This is a genomic window from Mesorhizobium sp. USDA 4775 (genome assembly GCF_054062655.1).
This window is the reverse complement of the sequence record NZ_JBSSFM010000001.1, coordinates 1,644,480-1,664,039: the sequence shown is the minus strand read 5'-3', so window position 1 is coordinate 1,664,039 and position 19,560 is coordinate 1,644,480. Positions and strand designations below refer to the sequence as shown.

At 65.6% G+C, this 19,560-nt stretch carries 16 protein-coding genes; 9 read left to right on the top strand and 7 right to left on the bottom strand.

Annotated features, from left to right (window positions below; translation table 11 throughout):
• Positions 1–7 precede the first annotated feature (7 nt).
• The 7 genes from ACVILI_RS08220 to ACVILI_RS08190 all read left to right on the top strand — a co-directional run bounded on the left by ACVILI_RS08220 (position 8) and on the right by ACVILI_RS08190 (position 5,345).
• A complete protein-coding gene (locus ACVILI_RS08220; protein ID WP_240564593.1) occupies positions 8–445 on the top strand; it encodes an EF-hand domain-containing protein in 438 nt (145 codons plus the stop codon).
• Positions 446–490: 45 nt separating this feature from the next.
• The gene (locus ACVILI_RS08215; protein ID WP_083246532.1) at positions 491–1,027 is read left to right on the top strand and encodes an RNA polymerase sigma factor; all 537 of its coding nucleotides are present in this window, start codon (positions 491–493) and stop codon (positions 1,025–1,027) included.
• 119 nt (positions 1,028–1,146) lie between these two features.
• Positions 1,147–1,593, top strand: coding sequence for a hypothetical protein (locus ACVILI_RS08210; RefSeq protein WP_038651971.1), 447 nt, complete (start codon positions 1,147–1,149; stop codon positions 1,591–1,593).
• Positions 1,590–2,045: a periplasmic heavy metal sensor gene (locus tag ACVILI_RS08205; RefSeq protein ID WP_010913241.1), complete on the top strand. Its 456-nt coding sequence runs from the start codon at positions 1,590–1,592 to the stop codon at positions 2,043–2,045. Before ACVILI_RS08210 ends, ACVILI_RS08205 begins: the two co-directional genes overlap by 4 nt.
• 110 nt (positions 2,046–2,155) lie before the next feature.
• A complete protein-coding gene (locus ACVILI_RS08200; RefSeq protein WP_032921488.1) occupies positions 2,156–2,431 on the top strand; it encodes a GCG_CRPN prefix-to-repeats domain-containing protein in 276 nt (91 codons plus the stop codon).
• Positions 2,432–2,546: 115 nt separating this feature from the next.
• Positions 2,547–4,046, top strand: a complete 1,500-nt coding sequence (locus tag ACVILI_RS08195) for a DUF1800 domain-containing protein (protein WP_051726900.1) — start codon at positions 2,547–2,549, stop codon at positions 4,044–4,046.
• Positions 4,047–4,085: 39 nt separating this feature from the next.
• Entirely contained in the window at positions 4,086–5,345 is a 1,260-nt protein-coding gene (locus ACVILI_RS08190; protein ID WP_038651969.1) for a DUF1501 domain-containing protein, read from the top strand.
• A gap of 87 nt (positions 5,346–5,432) precedes the next feature.
• Here the strand turns inward: ACVILI_RS08190 and ACVILI_RS08185 are convergent, their stop codons facing one another.
• The 7 genes from ACVILI_RS08185 to ACVILI_RS08155 all read right to left on the bottom strand — a co-directional run bounded on the left by ACVILI_RS08185 (position 5,433) and on the right by ACVILI_RS08155 (position 16,194).
• A complete protein-coding gene (locus ACVILI_RS08185; protein ID WP_084791738.1) occupies positions 5,433–5,675 on the bottom strand; it encodes a GCG_CRPN prefix-to-repeats domain-containing protein in 243 nt (80 codons plus the stop codon).
• A gap of 158 nt (positions 5,676–5,833) precedes the next feature.
• Positions 5,834–9,241, bottom strand: a complete 3,408-nt coding sequence (locus tag ACVILI_RS08180) for an acyl-[ACP]--phospholipid O-acyltransferase (protein ID WP_038653797.1) — start codon at positions 9,239–9,241, stop codon at positions 5,834–5,836.
• Between the two features lie 268 nt (positions 9,242–9,509).
• A complete protein-coding gene (locus ACVILI_RS08175) occupies positions 9,510–11,102 on the bottom strand; it encodes an indolepyruvate oxidoreductase subunit beta family protein (protein WP_038651968.1) in 1,593 nt (530 codons plus the stop codon).
• Positions 11,095–13,248, bottom strand: coding sequence for a thiamine pyrophosphate-dependent enzyme (locus tag ACVILI_RS08170; protein ID WP_038651967.1), 2,154 nt, complete (start codon positions 13,246–13,248; stop codon positions 11,095–11,097). Before ACVILI_RS08170 ends, ACVILI_RS08175 begins: the two co-directional genes overlap by 8 nt.
• Before the next feature lie 44 nt (positions 13,249–13,292).
• Positions 13,293–13,775, bottom strand: a complete 483-nt coding sequence (locus tag ACVILI_RS08165; protein ID WP_019863006.1) for a MarR family winged helix-turn-helix transcriptional regulator — start codon at positions 13,773–13,775, stop codon at positions 13,293–13,295.
• Positions 13,775–15,346, bottom strand: coding sequence for a phytoene desaturase family protein (locus tag ACVILI_RS08160; RefSeq protein ID WP_240564592.1), 1,572 nt, complete (start codon positions 15,344–15,346; stop codon positions 13,775–13,777). Before ACVILI_RS08160 ends, ACVILI_RS08165 begins: the two co-directional genes overlap by 1 nt.
• 56 nt (positions 15,347–15,402) lie before the next feature.
• Entirely contained in the window at positions 15,403–16,194 is a 792-nt protein-coding gene (locus ACVILI_RS08155; RefSeq protein WP_010913233.1) for a cyclase family protein, read from the bottom strand.
• Positions 16,195–16,313: 119 nt separating this feature from the next.
• On the opposite strand from ACVILI_RS08155, the gene ACVILI_RS08150 reads away from it, so the two are divergent.
• Together ACVILI_RS08150 and ACVILI_RS08145 are read left to right on the top strand one after the other, a co-directional pair.
• Positions 16,314–17,888, top strand: a complete 1,575-nt coding sequence (locus ACVILI_RS08150) for a phytoene desaturase family protein (protein WP_038651964.1) — start codon at positions 16,314–16,316, stop codon at positions 17,886–17,888.
• Positions 17,889–17,999: 111 nt separating this feature from the next.
• Positions 18,000–19,529 (top strand): ABC transporter substrate-binding protein, encoded by a 1,530-nt coding sequence (locus tag ACVILI_RS08145; protein ID WP_019863002.1) that lies wholly within the window; start codon positions 18,000–18,002, stop codon positions 19,527–19,529.
• The last annotated feature ends 31 nt before the right edge of the window (positions 19,530–19,560 follow it).

Here is a 19,560-nt window from a genome sequence, read left to right as displayed (position 1 = left end):
CCGAAGCATGATACGCCGTTCGATCCTTGCCGCTGCCTTGAGCCTGCTGACCGTTGCAGCCCTCGCCCAGACGGCGACGCAGCCCCCTGCTTCTCCTGGCGCCACGCCGCCAGCCGCAGCCCCAGCCGCGCCAAGGGCCAAGTCCGACATCACGCTGGCCAAGTTCCAGAAGCGGCGGGAGAAGGCGATCATGGCCGCCGACACGGATGGCGACGGCAAGATCAGCCTGCTGGAGTGGGAGGCCTTCCAGGCCAAGCGCAGCATCAAGGGCGATGCCGCCAAATCCTTCGCGCGCATCGATTCGAACCATGACGGCTTCATCGACCGCGCCGAACTCGATGCGTTCTTTGCCAAGCGCTTTGCCAAGCTGGACAAGAATGGCGACGGCGTTCTGACGGCCGACGAGATGCCAGGCCACAAATCCGCTCCCAAGCCGGAGCAATGACCAAGAGGCCATGACGCGTGATGGATATCGGGAGTGCGCCAGCCGATGAGCGCCGATCCGGACGAGGAGTTGGTTCGCCGGGTCGGCGCCGGCGACCCGGCGGCCGTGCAGACGCTCGTCGCGCGCAAATTGCCGCGCATCCTTTCGCTCGCCGTGCGCATTCTGGGCGATGCGGCGGAGGCCGAGGATGTCGCACAGGAGACCTTCGTGCGCATCTGGCGCCACGCCTCGAGCTGGCGGCGCGGAAATGCACGCTTCGACAGCTGGATCCACCGGGTGACGCTCAACCTCTGCTACGACCGGCTGCGCCGGCGCCGCGAACTGGTGACCGACGATTTGCCGGACATGGCCGACCCTGCCCCGCTTCCCGACGCCCGCGAAGAGCCGCATCGGGTCGAGCAGGCCTTGCAGGCCATCGCGCCACGCCAGCGCGAGGCGATCATCCTGGTCTACTATCAGGAGATGTCCAACATAGAGGCAGCCGCGACCCTGGAGATCAGCGTCGATGCGCTGGAGAGCCTGCTCTCGCGCGGCCGGCGGGCCTTGCAGATGATCCTGGCCAGGGATGGCGTCCATGACTGAGAAGAGCGCGACCATGAATGGCAGACATTTACCGCGCTTGATGGGCGTCCGGCGGGGGCCGGTCGGCATCGTTTCCAACCCGCATGGGCATGCGGCAACAAGTGGCAAGGGGAAGACAGATGGCTGAAGACATCGAGGACGGCCCGGCAATGGACGCCAGGCGTTTCGCGGCGCTCTCCGAAGCCTATGGCGGCGATCTGCGGCGCTGGCCACAAGCGGAGCGCGGCGCCGCCGCCGCCTTTGCTTCAAGCGAGACAGGCCAGGCGATTTCGCGACGGGCCCACACGCTTGACACCCTGCTCGACAGTTATCACGTCCCGCACCCCGGCAAGGCGCTGCACGACACGATCCTACGGACCGCCGACCGGTACATCGTCCGGCGCCGGCGCCAGCGCTTCTGGCGGCTGGGGCTGGCGCTTGCCGGAATAGGGCTGGCCGGCGCCATTGCCGGACTGGCCCTGGTGACCGTCGTCACGCCCGAAGTTCAGCCCGACCATTATGTGCTCGACGCCAATGCGACGGCGTTCGGCGATGCCGGGCCCGACACGATCGAGGAAGACCTATGAGCACCGGCCGAAACCTCCTCATCGCATCGGTGGTGCTGAATGTCTTCCTGGCGGGCGCGCTTGCCGGCGGGGCCGTCTGGATAAAACGCGGCAAGCCGGCCCAGGGCTATTCGCTGGAGGCGGCAGGCGGCCGGCTTCCCGATCAGCAGCGCACGCTGTTTCGCAAGGCGCTGCGCGAAGTCCGCCAAGAGTCTCGCGAAATCATTCGCGACGGCCAGCAGGCCAGGCGCGAGGCGGCGGATCTGCTGCGGCAGCCCGTCCTCGACACGGCGGCCCTGGCGGCCGCCCTGGAGCGGGCCCGCAATGCCGACGTCACCGTGCGCACGCGGCTGGAGCAGCGCATCATCGCGTTCGCGGCGGCAGGTTCCGCCGAGGATCGCAGCCTGCTGGCTGAAGGACTCTCAAGGCGCGCCGGGCCGCAGCCGTCGACACCGCCAAAAAAATCGCCGTGACGACCGACGGAAAATGCCGATGGCGCCCGTTTAACGAAATGAAGGGCAGGACCTGCCGGGCCATCTGGCGCCGACAGGTTTTCAACCTCGGACAACTTCGGAGTATGGTCATGAACTATCTGACAAAATACGCGGCCACCGCCGCTCTCGCGGTGACCGGAACGGTGGCTACTGTCGCTGCATCCTCGGCGATGCCGCTGGCGCCGCTTGCCGCCCCGGCGCTGGTCGAGCACGTCGCCTGGGGTTGCGGACCTGGCTGGCATCCCAATCCCTGGGGGCGCTGCGTCCCCAATCGCGTGGTCGTCTACCCCGGTTACTATTGGCATCGCCCGGCCTTCTATGGGTGGCATCCGCACCGTCACTGGCACCGCTGGCATCGCTGGTAGGGGGCTCGGGGGCCGACGACTTCGCCGGCCCCACGACCTCAATTGAACAGGCACGAAACGGCTCGAACGGGCCTCCGGCGCCGTGCGCGGGGAGCCCCAGCAATGGAGAGCTGACTTGGCTATCCCCGCCGCCAATTCCCCGCCAGATCCAGTGCTCGTCGCTTTCAACCGCTTCGGGCTTGGGGCAAGGCCCGGCGACCGCGACAGGGTGGCCCACGACCCGCGCGGCTATCTGAAGGCGGAACTGCGGCAGCCCGACATCGCCCTGATCTCGCTCGACGATCCGACCTATGCGAGCCTGCCGGGCAGCACACCGGCCATCCAGGCCAGCATGGCGGCAAACTTCCAACGCAAGCTTGACCGCGAGCAAAAGGCCGCAACCATGGCGCAGCCCGCAATGGCGAGCGCGACGACCATGCCTGCCCAAGCCACCTCAGCCCAAATTGCGCCTGCTCATCCCCTGCCACCGCCCACGGCCCCGGCCAAGCCCGCGCCGCCACTCGAGGCCACGCTGTTTCGCGCCGAAGCCCAGGCGCGCCTCGACAAGGCTTTTCGCGCCGAGGCAGGCTTTGTCGAACGCCTGGTGTATTTCTGGTCGAACCATTTCTGCGTCTCCGTGGCGAAGGACAACATCGTGCGGGCGAGCGCCGGCGCCTTCGAGCGGGAAGCCATCCGCCCCTTCGTGCTCGGCCGTTTCGCCGACATGCTGATGGCGGTGGAGCGGCATCCGGCGATGCTGTTCTATCTCGACAACCAGCAGTCGATCGGCCCTGAGTCCCGCGCCGGCAAGAACCGCCGGCGCGGCCTCAACGAGAACCTCGCCCGCGAGATCATGGAACTGCACACGCTGGGCGTCGGCAGCGGCTATACCCAGGCCGATGTCACCAGCTTCGCGCGCATCCTGACCGGCTGGACGATGGCGGGGCGCGAAGGTCGGCTTGGCGAACCGGGCAGTTCCGTCTTCAACGCCAATGCGCATGAGCCGGGCGATGCGGTGCTGCTGGGCAAGACCTATCCGGCCGGCGGCATGGGCCAGGCCGAGGCGGCACTCAACGACATCGCCAGCCATCCGGCGACGGCGCAGCACATCGCCACGGAACTTGCCCGTCATTTCATAGCCGACGACCCGCCGCCGGCGGCAGTCGCGCGCCTGGCCAAGGTTTTTGCCAAGAGCGACGGCAATCTCAGGGCTCTGGCGGCGACCCTCATCGACATGCCGGAGGCATGGTCGACGCCGCTTGCCAAGATGCGCTCGCCCTTCGACTACATCGCCGCCATCCGCCGGGCGGCCGGTCCGGGTCCGGCGAACGATCCCGGCCAGTCGCTCAACTGGCTCAATGCGCTGGGCGAGCCGCTCTGGCAGCCGCCAGGGCCGAACGGCTTTTCCGACCAGGCGGACAGCTGGGCCTCGGCCGAAGGCATGAAGATCCGCCTCGACATCGCCTGGCAGGCGGCCCGCCAGGTCAAGGACGTCGGCAATCCCAACGATATGCTCGACGCCGTCATCGGTCCTTCCGCCTCGCCGGAAACACGGCAAGCGGTCGCCCGCGCCGAGTCCAAGCAGCAGGGCCTGGCGCTGCTGCTGCTGATGGCGCCCGAATTCCAGAGACGATAGCGCGAGCGACAGGTCCGGCGCCGACATGGAGACCAAGTCATGAGCCTGCTGTGTGAAACCCCTCACCCTTCCCGCCGCGCCGTGCTGATGACCGGCGGCGCGCTGTTTGCCTGGGCCTATCTGCCGCGCTTCGCCCGCGCCGCCGACAATCGCGATCCGCGGCTGATCGTCATCGTGCTGCGCGGCGCGCTCGACGGCCTGTCGGCGGTCGGTCCGATCGGCGACCCCGACTATGCCGGCCTGCATGGCGACATCGCTTTGTCGCTCGCCGGCCCGCACGCGGCGCTGCCGCTCGATGGCTTCTTCGCGGTCAATCCGGCGATGCCGGTCTTCGCGCGGCTGTTCAAAGACAAGCAGGCCGCGGTGGTGCACGCGGCCGCGACCGGCTATCGCGAGCGCTCGCATTTCGACGGCCAGGACGTGCTGGAAAGCGGTTTCGCCGGGCCGGGCCACGTCGCCACCGGATGGCTCAACCGGGCGCTGGAGAGCCTGCCGGCGGGCGATCGCGTGGCGACGCTCGGCGGCTTGGCCGTCGGACCGTCGACGCCGCTGGTGATCCGAGGTGCCGCCCCCGTGCTCGGCTGGGCGCCGCAATCGCTGCCGCCGCCGGCCGGCGACCTCGCGGAGCGGGTTCTCGATCTCTACCAGCATCGCGACCCGGTGCTGGCGGTGGCCCTGCAAAAGGGCCTCGATGCCGACCGCATGGCGCTCGACGACCAGATCGGCGGCAATACGACAAAGCCGAAGAGTGGGGCGATGAAGCCGAAGGGCGGCCTCGGCAGCGCCGCCGGCATGCGGCAGGCAGCGCAAGGTGCGGCCAAGCTGATCGCGGCCGATGACGGGCCGCGTGTTGCCGCGCTTGCCTTCGACGGCTGGGACACGCATGTCAACGAAGGCGGCGCCACGGGCCGGCTCGCCACCTTGCTCGGCGGCCTCGACGGCGCCTTCGAGGAATTCGAGAAGGGTCTCGGCGAGCGCTGGAAGGACACGGCGATCGTCGCCATCACGGAATTCGGGCGCACGGCGCAGATCAATGGCTCGGTCGGCACCGATCACGGCACCGGCACGGTGGTGTTGCTCGCCGGCGGCGCGATCAAGGGCGGTCGTGTCATCGCCGACTGGCCGGGCTTGAAGCCGGCCCAACTCTACGAGCAACGCGACCTGGCGCCGACCAGCGATGTCAGGGCGGTGCTGAAGGGCCTGCTTGCCGACCAGTTCGGCCTGTCCGCCGCCGTGCTCGCCGACAAGGTGTTTCCGGAGTCGGCGGCGGTGAAGCCGATGCGGGATCTCGTCGCCTGAAGAAGGCCGGTGGCGTCACGGGGCGCCATCTTTTGGGGGAGCGCCCACGCCACTTCGCAGCCGCCGCCGTGTCGATCCGCTCCGTGATCACCAGCGATGGTGCCAGCGGTGGTGCCAATGATGTATCGGCCGGATTATCACGCGACGATGATTGGGCACGCAATTTCCCCATCGGTTCAGGTGCCAGCCAGGGCCGCATCTCCAGCCGACGCTTTCTATCGGCAGCGGAGCGGCATTGGGCTTGGCCATGGGCAGTGCCTGCGAGCCGACACTCGACAGCATCAATGCGCCTGCGGCGGCGGCAATCGGCAGAATGTATCTGGTGAGCATGGATCGTGTCCTCCATGGGTGACATTCCCGAGGACAACATACCACTCACCCGGCCGAATGCCGGGTGAGTGGTCCGATCACATATCCGTTAGCGGGCAGACTGCTTGCCAAGCGACGCCGCGACTTTCAGCGCGGCGTCGTCGAGCATGTCGCCTCGATCAGGCGGCCTCGACCTTGGCGGCCGGCGCATCCTGCCCCCGCACCAGTTTGGTCACGCCGGCGAAGTCGAGCTTGCCGGAGCCGAGCACCGGTACTTTCGGGACGACGCGCACTTCGGCGGGCACCATCAGGTCCATGGCGCCATTGGCCTTGGCGAAGGCCAGGAATTCGGCGCGTGTGGCGCCGGAAGCCTCGGTGATGAGAATGAGCTTCTCGCCCTTGCGCGCATCCGGCACGGAAGCGACGGCCGACAACGAGCCTTTCCACACTTCACCCGCCAGCGCCTCGACGGCGGCAAGCGAAATCATCTCGCCGCCGATCTTGGCGAAACGCTTGGCGCGGCCGCGAATGGTGATGAAGCCGCCCTCGTCGACCGAGACGACATCGCCGGTGTCATGCCAGCCGTCCACCAGCGGTTCCAGCACACCCGGCTTCTCGGCGCGCAGATAGCCCGACATGACATTTGGGCCGCGCACGTAGAGACGCCCGCCTTCATCGACGCCGGGTACCGGATCCAGGCGGTATTCCATGCCGGGCATGATTTTACCGACGCTGCCGGACTTGTTGTACATCGGCGTGTTGATGGCGATCACCGGCGCCGCTTCGGTCACGCCATAGCCCTCGAGGATACGCACCCCGAACTTCTCCATGTAGGTCATGCGCGTGGCTGCCTTGACCGGTTCGGCGCCGGCAAAGCAATAGCGTATCGAACGGAAGTCGTAGGGATGCGCGGTGCGGGCATAGCCGCTGAGGAACGTATCGGTGCCGAAGATGATCGTCGCGTTGGATGCGTAGATCAGTTCCGGCACGATGCGGTAGTGCAGCGGCGACGGGTAGAAATAGACCGGCACGCCCGAGATCAGCGGCAGCACCGTGCCAGCCGTCATGCCGAAGGAATGGAAGATCGGCAAAACGTTGAACACCTTGTCGCCCGAGTGGAAGTCGATGCGCGAGGCCGCCTGCGCGGCATTGGCCAAGATGTTGCGATGGGTGAGCACGACGCCCTTCGGCGTGCCTTCCGAGCCGGAGGTGAACAGGATCACCGCCGGGTCGTCAGGCTTGCGCGGCGCGCGCGGCGTCGACTTGCGCAACAGGCCAAGCAGCTTGTCCTTGAGACCGATGGTTGCACGCAGATCGTCGAGCCAGACGATGTCGACCGACCGGCCGATCTCCTCGACCACCGCGCCAAGCTTGGCCTGTTCGACAAACGCGCGGGACGTGAGCACGGTCTTCACTTCAGCGGCCTTGCAGGCGGAAAGGATGTTGGCGGCACCTGCAGTGAAGTTGATCATCGCCGGCACCTTGCCGGACGACATCACGCCAAGCAGCGTGGCACATGAGCCGTTGGCGTTGGGCAGCATGATACCGAGCGTCTGCTGATCGGCATAAAGGTTCTGGAATTTCTCGCCCAGCACGGCGGCCGCCGTCAGCAGCTTGCCATAGCTCACCGAGCCGGTGACCGGATCCTGCACGGCGAGCCGTTTCATGCCGCGTTCATTCGCCGTCAGGATGATCTTCTCCAGCACCGTCCTGTCGATGTCCTGGGTGCGGAAGACGAGATCCGACATGACCTGATAGAGGGCCGAACCCGCCGCGGCGCGGCGCTTGCGGCCCTTCAGTTCCGGCGGCACTTGCAGCTTGACCGGCTCCAGAATGGTCACCTTGACCTTCGGGAACAGGCGGCGGCGCACATGCTGCGACGTCAGCCGGGAAAACGGGCTTTTCTCCAGCCCGTCGATGCGGATCGGCACGACCATCGAGCCGGTCTTGTCGGCCACCATGGCGGCGCCGTCATAGACCTTCATCAGCCCGCCGGTGACGGTGATGCGGCCTTCGGGGAAGATGACCAGCGGATCGCCGGCCTGCACGATCTTGATCAGCGTGCGGGTCGACATCGGCTTGGCCGGATTGAGCGGCAAAGCACGGGCGAGCTTCATGAACGGCTTCATCCACCAGGCCTGCGCGATGGCGTAGTCGATGGCGAAGACCGGCTCCTCGTCGGTCAGCGTCAGCGCCAGCGGGCCGTCGAGGAAGCTGACATGGTTGAGCGCCAGGATCGGTGCCTTGCCGGCTGCCTTGAGGTTCTCCATGCCCTCGACTTCCAGGCGCAGGAAGGCGCGGAACAGGATGGACACGAAATCGCGGAAGGCGTTGGTCGGCAGGAATTTCAGCATCAGCCAGGCGGCGACGGCATTGGCCGCGGCCAGGCCGAACAGGATGCCGCCGGTGGAGACTTTCGTCTGGATCGCGGCGACAAGGATGCCGCCGACCGTCATGAAGCCGGCATTGACGATGCTGACCGCGGCGACGACGCGGGCGCGACGCGCCTCGGGCGACCAGGCCTGCACGGCGGCGAAGGTCGGCACCACGAGGAAAGCGCTGGCGATGGCCATGCCGGCGAGGTCGATCGCGACACGGATCGTGTTTTGGCCGGCGAAGAACAGGGCGAGGCTTTCCGCCTTCGGCGAAGGCTGCATGCTCCAGATGGTCCAGGCCAAATGCAGGCCGAACAGCGCCAGCAGCGCCGTGCCGACCGGTGCGGGCAGAAGCACGATGCGCCCCTGCGACATCCATGCGGCAATCGCCGAGCCGATGGCGATCGAGACGGCGAACACGGCGAGATAGACGGTGACGGCGATCTCGTCGCCGCCGAGCGAATCCTTGATCAAGGTCGGCAGGATCGAAAGCACGATGGCGCCGATCAGCCAGAACCACGACGTCATCAGGCCGGCGCGCCAGATCCGCGTGTCGGTCCGCAACTCGCTGACCTGGCGCCAGGTCGAGCGGAAGATGTTCCTGTCGATGACGAGGTCAGGTGCCGCCGAACCCGTTGGCGGGATGTAGCGGCTGACGAACCAGCAACCGACGGCCAAGGCCATCATGATCGGCCCGAAGACCGTGACGCCTATGCCGTCGGCCGAGACGACGCCGCCGGCGATGGTGCCGCCGAGGATGGCGGCGAAGGTCGCCGACTCGATCCAGGCGTTGGCCTTGGGCAGTTCCTTGCGCTCGAGGTGATCGGGCAGGATGCCGTATTTGATCGGCCCGAACAGCGCCGAGATGATGCCGAACATCAGCAGCGCCGTCATCAGCACCGGGATCGACGACAGCGCTATGCCGGCGACAGACACACCCGCGGCGGCAATCTCGGCAAATTTCAGCCGCCGGGCGATGAGGGCCTTGTCGAAGCGGTCGGCGATCTCACCGCCAAGCGCGGACAAGAGCAGAAAGGGGGCCATGAAGACGGCCCCGGCGAGCGTGACCAGCGAAGCCGCCTGACCGGCGGCCAGCGTAAAGAGGATCAGGAACACCAGCGTGTTCTTGAGGAAATTGTCGTTGAAGGCGGACAGGAACTGCGTCCAGAACAGAGGCGCAAAGCGCCGGGACAACATCAGATGCGTGTTCATGGCGGTTTCCATTTGGCGGAACCCTGCGGCTATTCGCCGGAGGCCCTGCGGGTTGCAGGCGCTGTTTCAAGCTCAGTGATAGTCATGAGCTGGTTAAACTTCCTTACAGTGCCCGATGTCCATATCGTGGCTTCCGGTCTGCCAGAAATGAACATCGTTCATTAGCGCACTCTATCACGTCTTGAACATTGTTCAAGCGAAAAATGAACGACGTTCATCGTATCTGGAAACGGAGCCCGGGACCGGTGACGTCTCTGGTATGTCGAAGTTAGGGCGCCAAGGTTGCCGGACCTGGCCCGAGCGTCGCCACTGTCTTCAGCGCGCCGTCGAGCATGTCGCCCTTTTCGTCCTTCAAGGCCGCCTCGCGCAGGCGGCGGATCCAGTCGGCGGCATCGTCGCGGCCCTTGAGCATGGCAAGCGCGGAGAGCACGCGATCGAATTTCGACTGCGCCCGGACATGGGTGTCACTGTAGCCCTTGATCAGCCGGCGGCAGTTGAGGATTTCGACGGCCAGCGCATAGTCCTCCGGCACATGGGCGAGCGCCAGCGCGTACCAGCGATCGAGATGGGTCATCTCGATCTTGTGGCGCAGCAGGCTGCGGCGCCAGCGGCGCAGGCCGCCGATGAACCAGAGCGCGGCGAAGCCGGCGAAGCTGTCCGTGCGGATGCGGCGGCCATGGTTGATGCGGCGGTCGAGGAAGGCGGCGAGCTTCGGCCGGGTCTCGATATAGCTGCCCAGCCCCGCCGGCATCGTGCCGCAGAACTCCTCGATGCGGGGATGGAAATATTCGGTGACCTGCAGGATCGAACCGTCCTTGACGCCGACTTCCTTGCGCACGCGCCGGTCGCGCGTCGAACGTGTTTTCAGATCGGCGACGCGGATCATGTCGTCATAGCAAAGGGCGTTGGCGATATGCTTGGCGGCGGCGATGGACAGCGCATAGGAATGGTCGGCGCCATCCAGCGCGAGAGCCCGGTCGAGCCGGTCAAGATACTCGCCGCCATAGGCGATGTCCTGATAGTCGACGACCTTCCTCAGGCCCCGCAAAGCCATGTCGCGCACAGGTTCCGGCAATGCGCCGACACGGGCCGACAGTTGCTGCCAGCCCTTCATCAAGCTTTCCGGACCACTGACGGTCCCGGTCGCTTCGAGGACAGGCGCAACGGCTTTGGGCCCTTCCGGTTTCGGCGCAGGTGCCCCCGTGCCGCGCGCGCGATCAAACGCAGCGCCAAAGGCGGCAAGGCTGGCCTTGACGCCCCGGCCACCGGCACCGATCGCCTGCTCATAGCTTTCGCGCTTGAACGGCAGCGCATCGGAACCGGCCAGCGCGCCGAGCAGGCTAGCCGAGATCATCGAACCATTGTCGGCGGCGATCTTTTCCATGTCGAAGGCGATGAAGCGTTTCGACGCGGCTTCCGCCGTCGCGTGCACCTTGGAGGACGAGGCCCGGCCGTCGCCCGGCTCGATCTTTTCCGACACAGCCGCGATGCGGTGCGACGAAGCGATCAGCGTCGTGCGTTCCGGCGTGACGAAGCCACGGATGATGGCGCGGCCGGCCTCCATCAGCTCGGCGGCGATCAATATGTCGACATCGCCTTGCGAAGGCGACAGCGCGAAGACCGGCAGCCGGCCGGTGTCGCGGGCCATTTCGACATAGTAGATGGTGGCGCCGGTGCGTTGCGCCACGCCGGCGACCGAGGTCGATTGCGCGACATAGCCATTGCGCTCGGCGACATCGGTGATCCAGTCGGCCAGCACGCCGCCGCCCTGGCCGCCGACCGCCAGCACGGCGAGCTTGATGACGCGCTCGTCGTCCTGGGCGCCGGCCTTGGCGCGGAATGGCGGGACAGCGTCAAGCATCGGCGAAGGTCAGGCGCCGGCTTTCGCGGCGGCGCTGCAGCAGGCTGATCACCGCGCGACGCGCGCTTTCCAGGAAGCGGTCCCAGCGGCTCGGATTGTGCACGACATCGGCGCGGTAGAAGGACGGGCAGAGCACAGCGGCATCGGCGACCTCACCGCAATTGCCGCAGCCGACGCAGTTCTGGTCGATCGATGCCACCGGATCGTCGCGCAGCGGATCGTCAAGCGATTTCACCGACAGCGACGGGCAGCCCGACAACCGCATGCAGGCGTGGTCGCCGGTGCAGATGTCCTCGTCGACACCGAATTTCGGTTTGACGACACGCGCCCCCCCCTTGATCGCCTTGTCGACCAGCGGCTTTTCGCGGCGCTGCCTGTTGAGCATGCATTCGGACGAGGCGACGATGACCTTCGGCCCCTTCTCCTCCGTCGTCAGCGCCTCGCGCAACGTGTCCTGCATTTTGCCGACATCGTAGGTGCGGTCGACATGGCGCAGCCATTTGACGCCCATGCCTTTCACCGCTTCGGTGATCGGATGTTTTGTCGACTTGGTCTTGTTGCCCGCGCGCGACGACAGGATGTCCTGCCCGCCGGTGGCGGCCGAATAGAAATTGTCGACGATGACGATGACACCGTCATTCTTGTTGAACACGGCATTGCCGATCGAGGAGGTCAGGCCGTTGTGCCAGAAGCCGCCATCGCCGACGAAGGAGATCGAGCGGCGCTTGGCGTCGGGCGAATTGAACGCCGAGGCAGAGGCCGGCCCCAGCCCATAGCCCATGGTTGTCGCGCCGAGCTCGAAGGGCGGCATGATCGAGAACAGGTGGCAGCCAATGTCGGACGCGATGTGGTGCTTGCCGAGTTCCTGCTCGACCAGCTTTGTCGCGGCGAAGATCGGCCGCTCCGGACAGCCGATGCAGAAGCCCGGCGGCCTGCCCGGCACGACATTGATCAGGTCCGCGGTGTCGACGCCGTCGCCGACCTTGTTGGGCGCGCGCACTTCACCCGGAAGCAGATGCGGCGCCTCGGCGCGCAGGAAGGCACCGATGCCGTCGAGCATGACCTGGCCGGTATATTCTCCGGCCATCGGCAGATATTCCTTGCCGACCAGCCTGGAGCCACGCCCGGCCTTGTGCAGCATCGCCGCGAAGGCCTGCTCGATGTAATTGGGCTGGCCCTCCTCGACGACCAGCACCGCTTGCTTGCCCTCGCAGAAGGACAGGAACTCGTCGTCGATCAAGGGATAGACGGCGTTGAGCACGTAGAGCGGCACGTCCGTCTCGCCATAGGTGTCGGCAAGGCCGAGACGCTGCAAGGCGCGGATGACGGAATTGTACATGCCGCCCTGCATGACGATACCGACCGAGCCGTGATCCGAACCGAAGAATTCGTTGATCTTGTTCTTGGCGATGAAATCGACGGCGGCCGGCCAGCGCTTCGCCACCTTCTCCTTCTCATGCAGGAAGGAGGCCGGCGGCAGCACGATGCGGCCGGTGTCGCGGCGCGGCGCTTCCAGCGCATCGGCGACCGTCATGGGCGGGCGCTTGTTGTCCTTGGCAATGAAATGGCCGTGGACGTGGCAGCAGCGGATGCGCACCTGCAGCATGACCGGCGTGTTGGAGATTTCGGACAGTTCGAAGCCGTCCTCCACCGCCTTGACGATCGACGGCAGATTCGGGCGCGGGTCGAGCAGCCAGACCTGGCTCTTCATGGCGAAGGCATGGCTACGCTCCTGCATGATCGAGGAGCCTTCGCCGTAATCCTCGCCGACGATGATCAGCGCGCCGCCGGTGACGCCGCCGGAGGCAAGATTGGCGAGCGCGTCGGAAGCGACATTGGTACCGACGGTCGATTTGAAGGTCGCGGCACCACGGATCGGGTAATGCACCGAGGCGGCCAGCATGGCGGTGGCGGTGGCTTCCGAGGCGCTCGCCTCGAAATGCACGCCCAGTTCGCCCAGAATGTCCTGCGCGTCGGCCAGCACATCCATCAGATGGCTGATCGGCGCGCCCTGATAGCCGCCGACATAGCCGACGCCGCATTGCAGCAACGCCTTGGTGATGGCGAGGATGCCCTCGCCGGCAAATTCCTCGCCGGCGCCAAGCCTGAGTTTTTCAACTTCCTTGGCAAAAGACCGTTCGGCCATCTCCGCCTCCTTCCCTTGCCGCAGCGAGCCGGCGGCGCGTACGTCTAGATGTCGTGCTTGCGAATGTTCTTGAGCATCTTCAAAAGCGTTGCGATGAGTGCCGCATATTCAGCATCGTCGATATCGTCGAACATCGCCTCGAACGCGTCATGCATGGCCGGCCAAGCGCGCGCGAACTCGGCGCGGCCCTCGTCGGTAAGGAAGACATGGCGGATGCGGCTGTCGGTGATGCCCTGCTCGCGCCGCACGAAGCCTTGCCCCTCCAGCGTGTCCAGCGTGCGGCTCAAGGTTGACTGCTCGATCACCGTATAGACAGAGAGGTCGTTGACGGTGACGCCATCGGTGACCGACAGCACGGCCAGCGTGCGCACCTGCGGAATGGTCAGGCCCTGCTTGCGGAAATCGTCGCGCAAGGTGGCGTTGTAGCGGCCCATGATGCGGTTCATCAGATAGGGCGCGAATTGCTGCAGGCCGATCTGGCCGAGCGTCGAAATGCGCTGGCGCTTTTCTGCTACCTTCTGCTCCATCACAGCCTCCCCGCCAGGAGAAAGCCGGAACCGCCGCCGAGACCCGCGCCCGGGTGGGTCGAGGCGCCGATATGATAAAGCCCCTCTATGCCGGTCTGGTGGTTGCGGCTGGTCTTGAACGGCCGCCACAGGAAGGACTGGTCTATGCTCGAGGAACCGCCATAGGGATCGCCGCCGACCAGATTGATGTTCATCGCTTCGAGGTCGGCAGGCGAATAGGCACGGCGGGCAATGACATTGTCCTTGAAGCCATCGATATGGCTGGCGAGGATCGCTTCAGCGCGGTCGGCATAGGCCTCGCGCAGCGCGTCGGTCCATTGCCCGTCAGCCGGGGCCTGCAGCTTACCGGCGGCATCGCCTTTGATGTGGCGAGGCGCCTCTGGCAGTTGCAGCCACAGGATTGCCTTGCCCTCCGGACAGCGCGACGGGTCGAGCGCATGCGGCTGGCCGACGCAGATGGTCGGCACTTCCGGCAGCAAGCCGCGCACCGCCTCGTTGCAGGCTTTCGACACGCCATCCAGGCCCGGCGTCAGATGCAGCAGCGCCACCTTGTCCAGTCCTTCGCCGCGCCATGCCGGCGGCTTGTCCAGGGCGTAGTGGATCTGGAAGTTGCCTTTGCCATAGCGGTATTTCCGCGTTGCCTCGACGTCGGCTTTGGGAGCCTCATTGCCGAGCAGCCGGCCATAAAGCTGCGTCGGCGTCACCGAGCAGATGACGCTCTTCTTCGCATGGACCGTTTCGCCCGAGGCCAGCCGCACACCGGTGGCGCGACCACCAGCCAGGATGATGGAGGCGACGTCGGCTTCGGTGGAGATGACACCGCCGCGCTCGATGATCAATGCCTCGAAGGCCGACAGCAGGTTCTTTGCCCCGCCCTTGACGATCGGGGCGCCCGCGGCTTCGAGCGCGAAAGCGATCACCTTGGCGATCTGGCCGGAGAAGGCATCTTCCGGTCCCAGCCCGGCATGCAGCACCCAGGGCGCCCACAGCGCCTTTACGGTCTCGGACTGGTAGGTGCTTTCCAGCCAGCCGCGCGCCGGCGCCAGCGCCTCGCCGAGAAAGCCGGCAAGGCCGCGCGGGCCGCGCCGCCAGGCATCGCCGGCCAAAAGCTTGGCCGTCGGATAGGACCACAGGCTGCCGCCGAGCAGGCCGAACAGCAGGCCGGCATTGCGTTCGATGCCGCCGACATCGTCGGCGTGCCGGTCGCCATCACCCGCCGCGATCGCATTGAGGGCGGCGACATTGGCGGCGCGGTCGGTGCTGAGCACGGCATGGCTGCCGTCCGGCCGCAGCACGCCGGTCGGCCTGCCGGTGTGGCAGAACTCCAACCCATGCCGGGCGAGGTCGCCGCCCAATGCCGCAAAGGCCGGCGAGGTGATGAACAGCACGAAGGTCGTCGCCATCACATCGTGGATGAAGCCGGGCGCGGTGATCTCCTCGGTGCGCATGCAGCCGCCGATGCGGTCGTTGCGTTCGAGGACGAGCACCTTGGCACCCTTGCCGCCAAGCATCGCCGCGCAGACCAGCGCGTTGATGCCGCTGCCGACGACGATGTGATCGGGCGCTTTCATTGACAGTTGCTCTCGACCGTCGGGCGCATGATCTTCTCCCGAAGACCCACCTCGCTCTATTTTCCCGACACCAGCGCCAGCGCGCGGATCGGGCTGCCGGTGCCGTGCTCGATCTTGAGCGGTGCGGCGATCAGGATGGCGCCTTTCGGCGGCAGTTGGTCGAGGTTGCACAGGCTGGCGAGGCCGTAGCGGTTGGCCTTGTGCATCAGCGTGTGTGCAGGGAATGGCGGCTCCATGCCGCCCGCCTTGCCGGCATCGGTGCCGATCGTCTCCGAGCCCCAGCCCTTGATGTCCTTGGCTATCAGATACTGGATGGCCTCGGCCGTCGGGCCGGGCGTGTGCGGGCCGGTCTCGTTGGCGTTGAGGAACTCGGCTTCCGAGCCGTTGCGCTTGTACCAATCGGTGCGCATCACCACCCACTCACCGGCGTTGATGGCGCCGTGCTTGGCTTCCCACGCCTTGATGTGGTCGACGGTGAGCAGGAAATCGTGATCGGCTGCGGCTTCCTTGGAGCAGTCGATGACATTGACCGGGCCGACGAAGTTCTGCGCCGGAATGGTGTCGGTGGCGCCGTCAGGATAGTCCTTGCCGGTGATCCAGTGCTGCGGCGCATCGAAATGCGTGCCCGAATGTTCGCCGAGCTTCAGCCAGTTCCACGCCCACCACGGACCGTTCTTGTCATAGCGGGAGATCGAATGGATCTCGACCTTCGGCGTGTCGACGGCGAGTTCCGGCGGCAGCTTGATCAGCGGCGTGTCAGGCCCGAGCTGCGCCGAGAGGTCTACCACCTTGATGGCGCCTGACAGCAACTGGCCGGCGACTTCGCCGAGGAGTTTTTGGGTGTCCATGGTCTTCTGTTCCCTCTTTTCGATGATGATCAAGGCTCGTCTCGGCCCTTAATATCCTACTAGACGAAAACATATGCATCTGCAATTATCTTTAAGCATAAAGGAAATGGGAACGGGGCGTGAGCGAGTTCGACGCCATCTTTGTCGGGGCGGGCCACAACAGTCTGGCATGCGCCGCGCATCTGGCGCTCAAAGGCTGGAAAATCGGGATTTTCGAGCGCAGCGCAACAATCGGCGGCGCCGTCCAGACCCGCGAATTCACCCTTCCCGGCTTCCGCCATGATTTCGGCGCGATGAATCTGAGCCTGTTTGCCGGCTCCGCCCTTCACCGGAAATATGCAAATGAATTGAAAGCGCAGGGCCTGGAATTCGCCCCGGTCGCCGACTGTTTCGCCAGCGCCTTTCCGGATGGGCGCTGGTTCGGCGTCAGCAACGACCTGGAAAAGACAGCCACGCGCATGGCTGCTTTCTCCGCCGCCGATGCCGCGACATGGCGCAGACTGGTTGCCGCCTTCCCAGCGGAGGCCGAGCATCTGTTCCGCTTGCTGGGCTCGCCGATGAGCGCCCGCGCGCTGGCCGGCTCGGCGTGGAACCTGTGGCGCAAGAAGGGCATGTCCGGCGCGCTCGACACCGGCCGACTGCTGCTGTCCTCGCCACGAGCCTGGCTGGAGGAGACGTTCGAGTCGCCGCATGTACGGGCAACCCTCGCCACCTGGGGCATGCATCTCGACTTCGCCCCCGATATCGCCGGCGGCGCGGTGTTCCCCTATCTGGAATCGATGGCCAACCAGAGCTTCGGCATGGTGCTGGGCAAGGGCGGCGCCGACACCATCATCCGGGCGCTGGCCGGCATGGTGACGTCGGCCGGCGGCAAGATCGTCACCGGCGCCGAAGTGGCGGAGATCACGGTTTCCAACGGCAGGGCGACCGGGGTGCGGCTGGCTTCAGGAGAAACGCATACCGCGACCAAAGCGGTTATCGCAGGCGTCGCGCCCAAAGCGCTGACCGGCAAGCTGCTGCCCGGCGGTTCCGGCAATGCCGGGTTCGACACGGCGATGAAGAAATTTCGGTACGCGCCGGGTACGATGATGATCCACCTGGCGCTGGACGAGCTGCCGGACTGGCGTGCCGGCGCCGAGTTGCGGCGGTTCGCCTATGTGCATCTGTCGCCCTCGCTCGACGCAATGTCGCGCACCTATCAGCAGGCAATGGCCGGCATGCTGCCGGACGAACCGGTGCTGGTCGTCGGCCAGCCGACCGCGATCGATCCGTCACGCGCGCCACAAGGCAAGCATGTGTTGTGGGTACAGGTGCGCATGCTGCCTCCCGAGATAACAGGCGACGCGGGAGGGCAGATCGCGCCCGCGCATTGGGATCAGGTCAAGGACGCCTACGCCGAGCGCGTGTTCGACATCATCGAGACCTATGCGCCCGGCCTGCGGAGCAAAATCCTTGGCCGTTCGGTCTTTTCGCCCATCGATCTCGAGCGCGAGAACCCGAACCTTGTCGGTGGCGACCAGGTCTGCGGCAGCCATCATCTGGCGCAGAACTTTTTGTTTCGCCCGGCGCGCGGCTATGCCGGCTGGAACACGCCGGTCGGCAATCTGCATCTGACGGGAGCCGCGACATGGCCGGGCGCCGGCACCGGTGCGGCCTCGGGCTTCATGCTCGCGCAACAGCTTGGCGGGAGGTAGGCTCCGACGATTTTATCGAGGCGACGAGGGGCAAGGCGCTGCTGCCCACGAAGCCTGAACCCATGAACGGATAGTGCCGCGCAAAGACAATAACCAAGAAGGGGAACGACCATGAAAATCAACAGACGCGAATTGCTGGGATACAGTGCCGCGGCACTCGGCGTGGCCGCGGTTGGCCTGCCGAAAATAGCCAAGGCGGCGGCCGGCGAACTGACCATCGCATACAATGTCAACCTGCCGTCTTGGGATCCGACAACCGGACCTTCGGCTGTCAATCCGACGATCCAGGGCCTCTACCAGTCGGTGTTCGACCAGATCATCCCGCAAAAGCCCGACCTGTCCTTCGCGCCCGGCCTGCTCACCGAGTGGGGCTGGAACGACGACCGCACCAAGGTGATGATGACAGTGCGCGAAGGCGTGAAATGGCATGACGGCTCGCCCTTCACGCCCGAGGACGTCGTCTGGTCGCTGCAGCGCGCGGGCGACGAAAAGACCGGCAACCCGATCCAGTTCGTCTGGAAGAACGTCAACAATTTCAAGATCGACGGCAACAAGATCACCGGCGACGTGGTGCAGTTCGACCCGGTCTATTTCAAATGGATGTCGTTCCTGACCGGCTACATCCTGCCGAAGGCCTATTACGAGAAGGTCGGCGCCGAAGGTTTCGAGAAGGCGCCGATCGGCACCGGCCCGTACATGGTGGAAAAATTCGAGCGCAACGCCTTCCTGCGGCTGAAGGCCAATCCGAACTATTGGGGCGGTAAGCCGGCTTTCGAGAATGTGACGATCAAGTTCGTCACCGATGCGGCGAGCCGCGTCGCCGAGATCGAATCCGGCTCCTCGCAGGTGACGCTCGAAATCCCTTACGAAGAATACGACCGGCTGATCGCCAAGGACGGACTCGCCGGCTCGATCAAGAATGTCTCCGACATCGGCATGATCTTCTTCAACAACAAGGACGCCATGCTCGACAAGAATGTCCGCCAGGCGGCCGTCATGGCGGTGGACAAGGAGCTTCTGGTCAAGCGGCTGCTGCGCGGCTACGGCCAGCCGATCGACACGCTGGAGACGCCGGAATACGCCGCCTACGATCCGTCGATCAAGGTCGAGCACAATCCGGAAAAGGCCAAGGAATTGCTCGCCGCCTCCGGCTATTCGACCAAGAAGCCGGCGAAGTTCACTATACAGACCACCAAGGGCTTCAAGCCCAAGGACTACGAAATGGTGCAGGCGATCGTCGGCATGTGGCGCAAGGTGGGCATCGAGGCCGAGATCGAGGTCTACGAGATCGCCAAGCACTATGAACTGCGCGCCGCGCACAAGCTGGCGCCGGCGGCCTTCTACAACTGGGGCAATTCCATCGGCGATCCGACCACCTCGACCGGTTTCGCCATGTTCGGACCCTCGCCGCACTCGTCCTGGAAGACCGACGACCTCGACGCCAAGATCGGCCCGCTCTGGGGCGAGAAGGACGAGGCCAAGCGCATCGCCGGCTGGAAAGCGGTCGACAAGTACATTGCCGAAGAGGCCTATGTGCTGCCGCTCATCCAGTACGCGCAGCCGATCGTGCACTCGAAGAAGGTCAATGTCGTGCAGCACATTTCCGGTGCGCTGCTGCCGGCCCTGATGACCCCGGCCTGATATCGGCCTGGAATTGCCGCGCGCCGTCCAT

Excerpts from the sequence above, each read along its gene's own strand:
- ACVILI_RS08220 (WP_240564593.1), top strand. The coding sequence starts at position 8 with ATGATACGCCGTTCGATCCTTGCCGCTGCCTTGAGCCTGCTGACCGTT.
- ACVILI_RS08215 (WP_083246532.1), top strand. The coding sequence starts at position 491 with ATGAGCGCCGATCCGGACGAGGAGTTGGTTCGCCGGGTCGGCGCCGGC.
- ACVILI_RS08210 (WP_038651971.1), top strand. The coding sequence starts at position 1,147 with ATGGCTGAAGACATCGAGGACGGCCCGGCAATGGACGCCAGGCGTTTC.
- ACVILI_RS08205 (WP_010913241.1), top strand. The coding sequence starts at position 1,590 with ATGAGCACCGGCCGAAACCTCCTCATCGCATCGGTGGTGCTGAATGTC.
- ACVILI_RS08200 (WP_032921488.1), top strand. The coding sequence starts at position 2,156 with ATGAACTATCTGACAAAATACGCGGCCACCGCCGCTCTCGCGGTGACC.
- ACVILI_RS08190 (WP_038651969.1), top strand. The coding sequence starts at position 4,086 with ATGAGCCTGCTGTGTGAAACCCCTCACCCTTCCCGCCGCGCCGTGCTG.
- ACVILI_RS08185 (WP_084791738.1), bottom strand. The coding sequence starts at position 5,675 with ATGCTCACCAGATACATTCTGCCGATTGCCGCCGCCGCAGGCGCATTG.
- ACVILI_RS08180 (WP_038653797.1), bottom strand. The coding sequence starts at position 9,241 with ATGAACACGCATCTGATGTTGTCCCGGCGCTTTGCGCCTCTGTTCTGG.
- ACVILI_RS08175 (WP_038651968.1), bottom strand. The coding sequence starts at position 11,102 with ATGCTTGACGCTGTCCCGCCATTCCGCGCCAAGGCCGGCGCCCAGGAC.
- ACVILI_RS08170 (WP_038651967.1), bottom strand. The coding sequence starts at position 13,248 with ATGGCCGAACGGTCTTTTGCCAAGGAAGTTGAAAAACTCAGGCTTGGC.
- ACVILI_RS08165 (WP_019863006.1), bottom strand. The coding sequence starts at position 13,775 with ATGGAGCAGAAGGTAGCAGAAAAGCGCCAGCGCATTTCGACGCTCGGC.
- ACVILI_RS08160 (WP_240564592.1), bottom strand. The coding sequence starts at position 15,346 with ATGAAAGCGCCCGATCACATCGTCGTCGGCAGCGGCATCAACGCGCTG.
- ACVILI_RS08155 (WP_010913233.1), bottom strand. The coding sequence starts at position 16,194 with ATGGACACCCAAAAACTCCTCGGCGAAGTCGCCGGCCAGTTGCTGTCA.
- ACVILI_RS08145 (WP_019863002.1), top strand. The coding sequence starts at position 18,000 with ATGAAAATCAACAGACGCGAATTGCTGGGATACAGTGCCGCGGCACTC.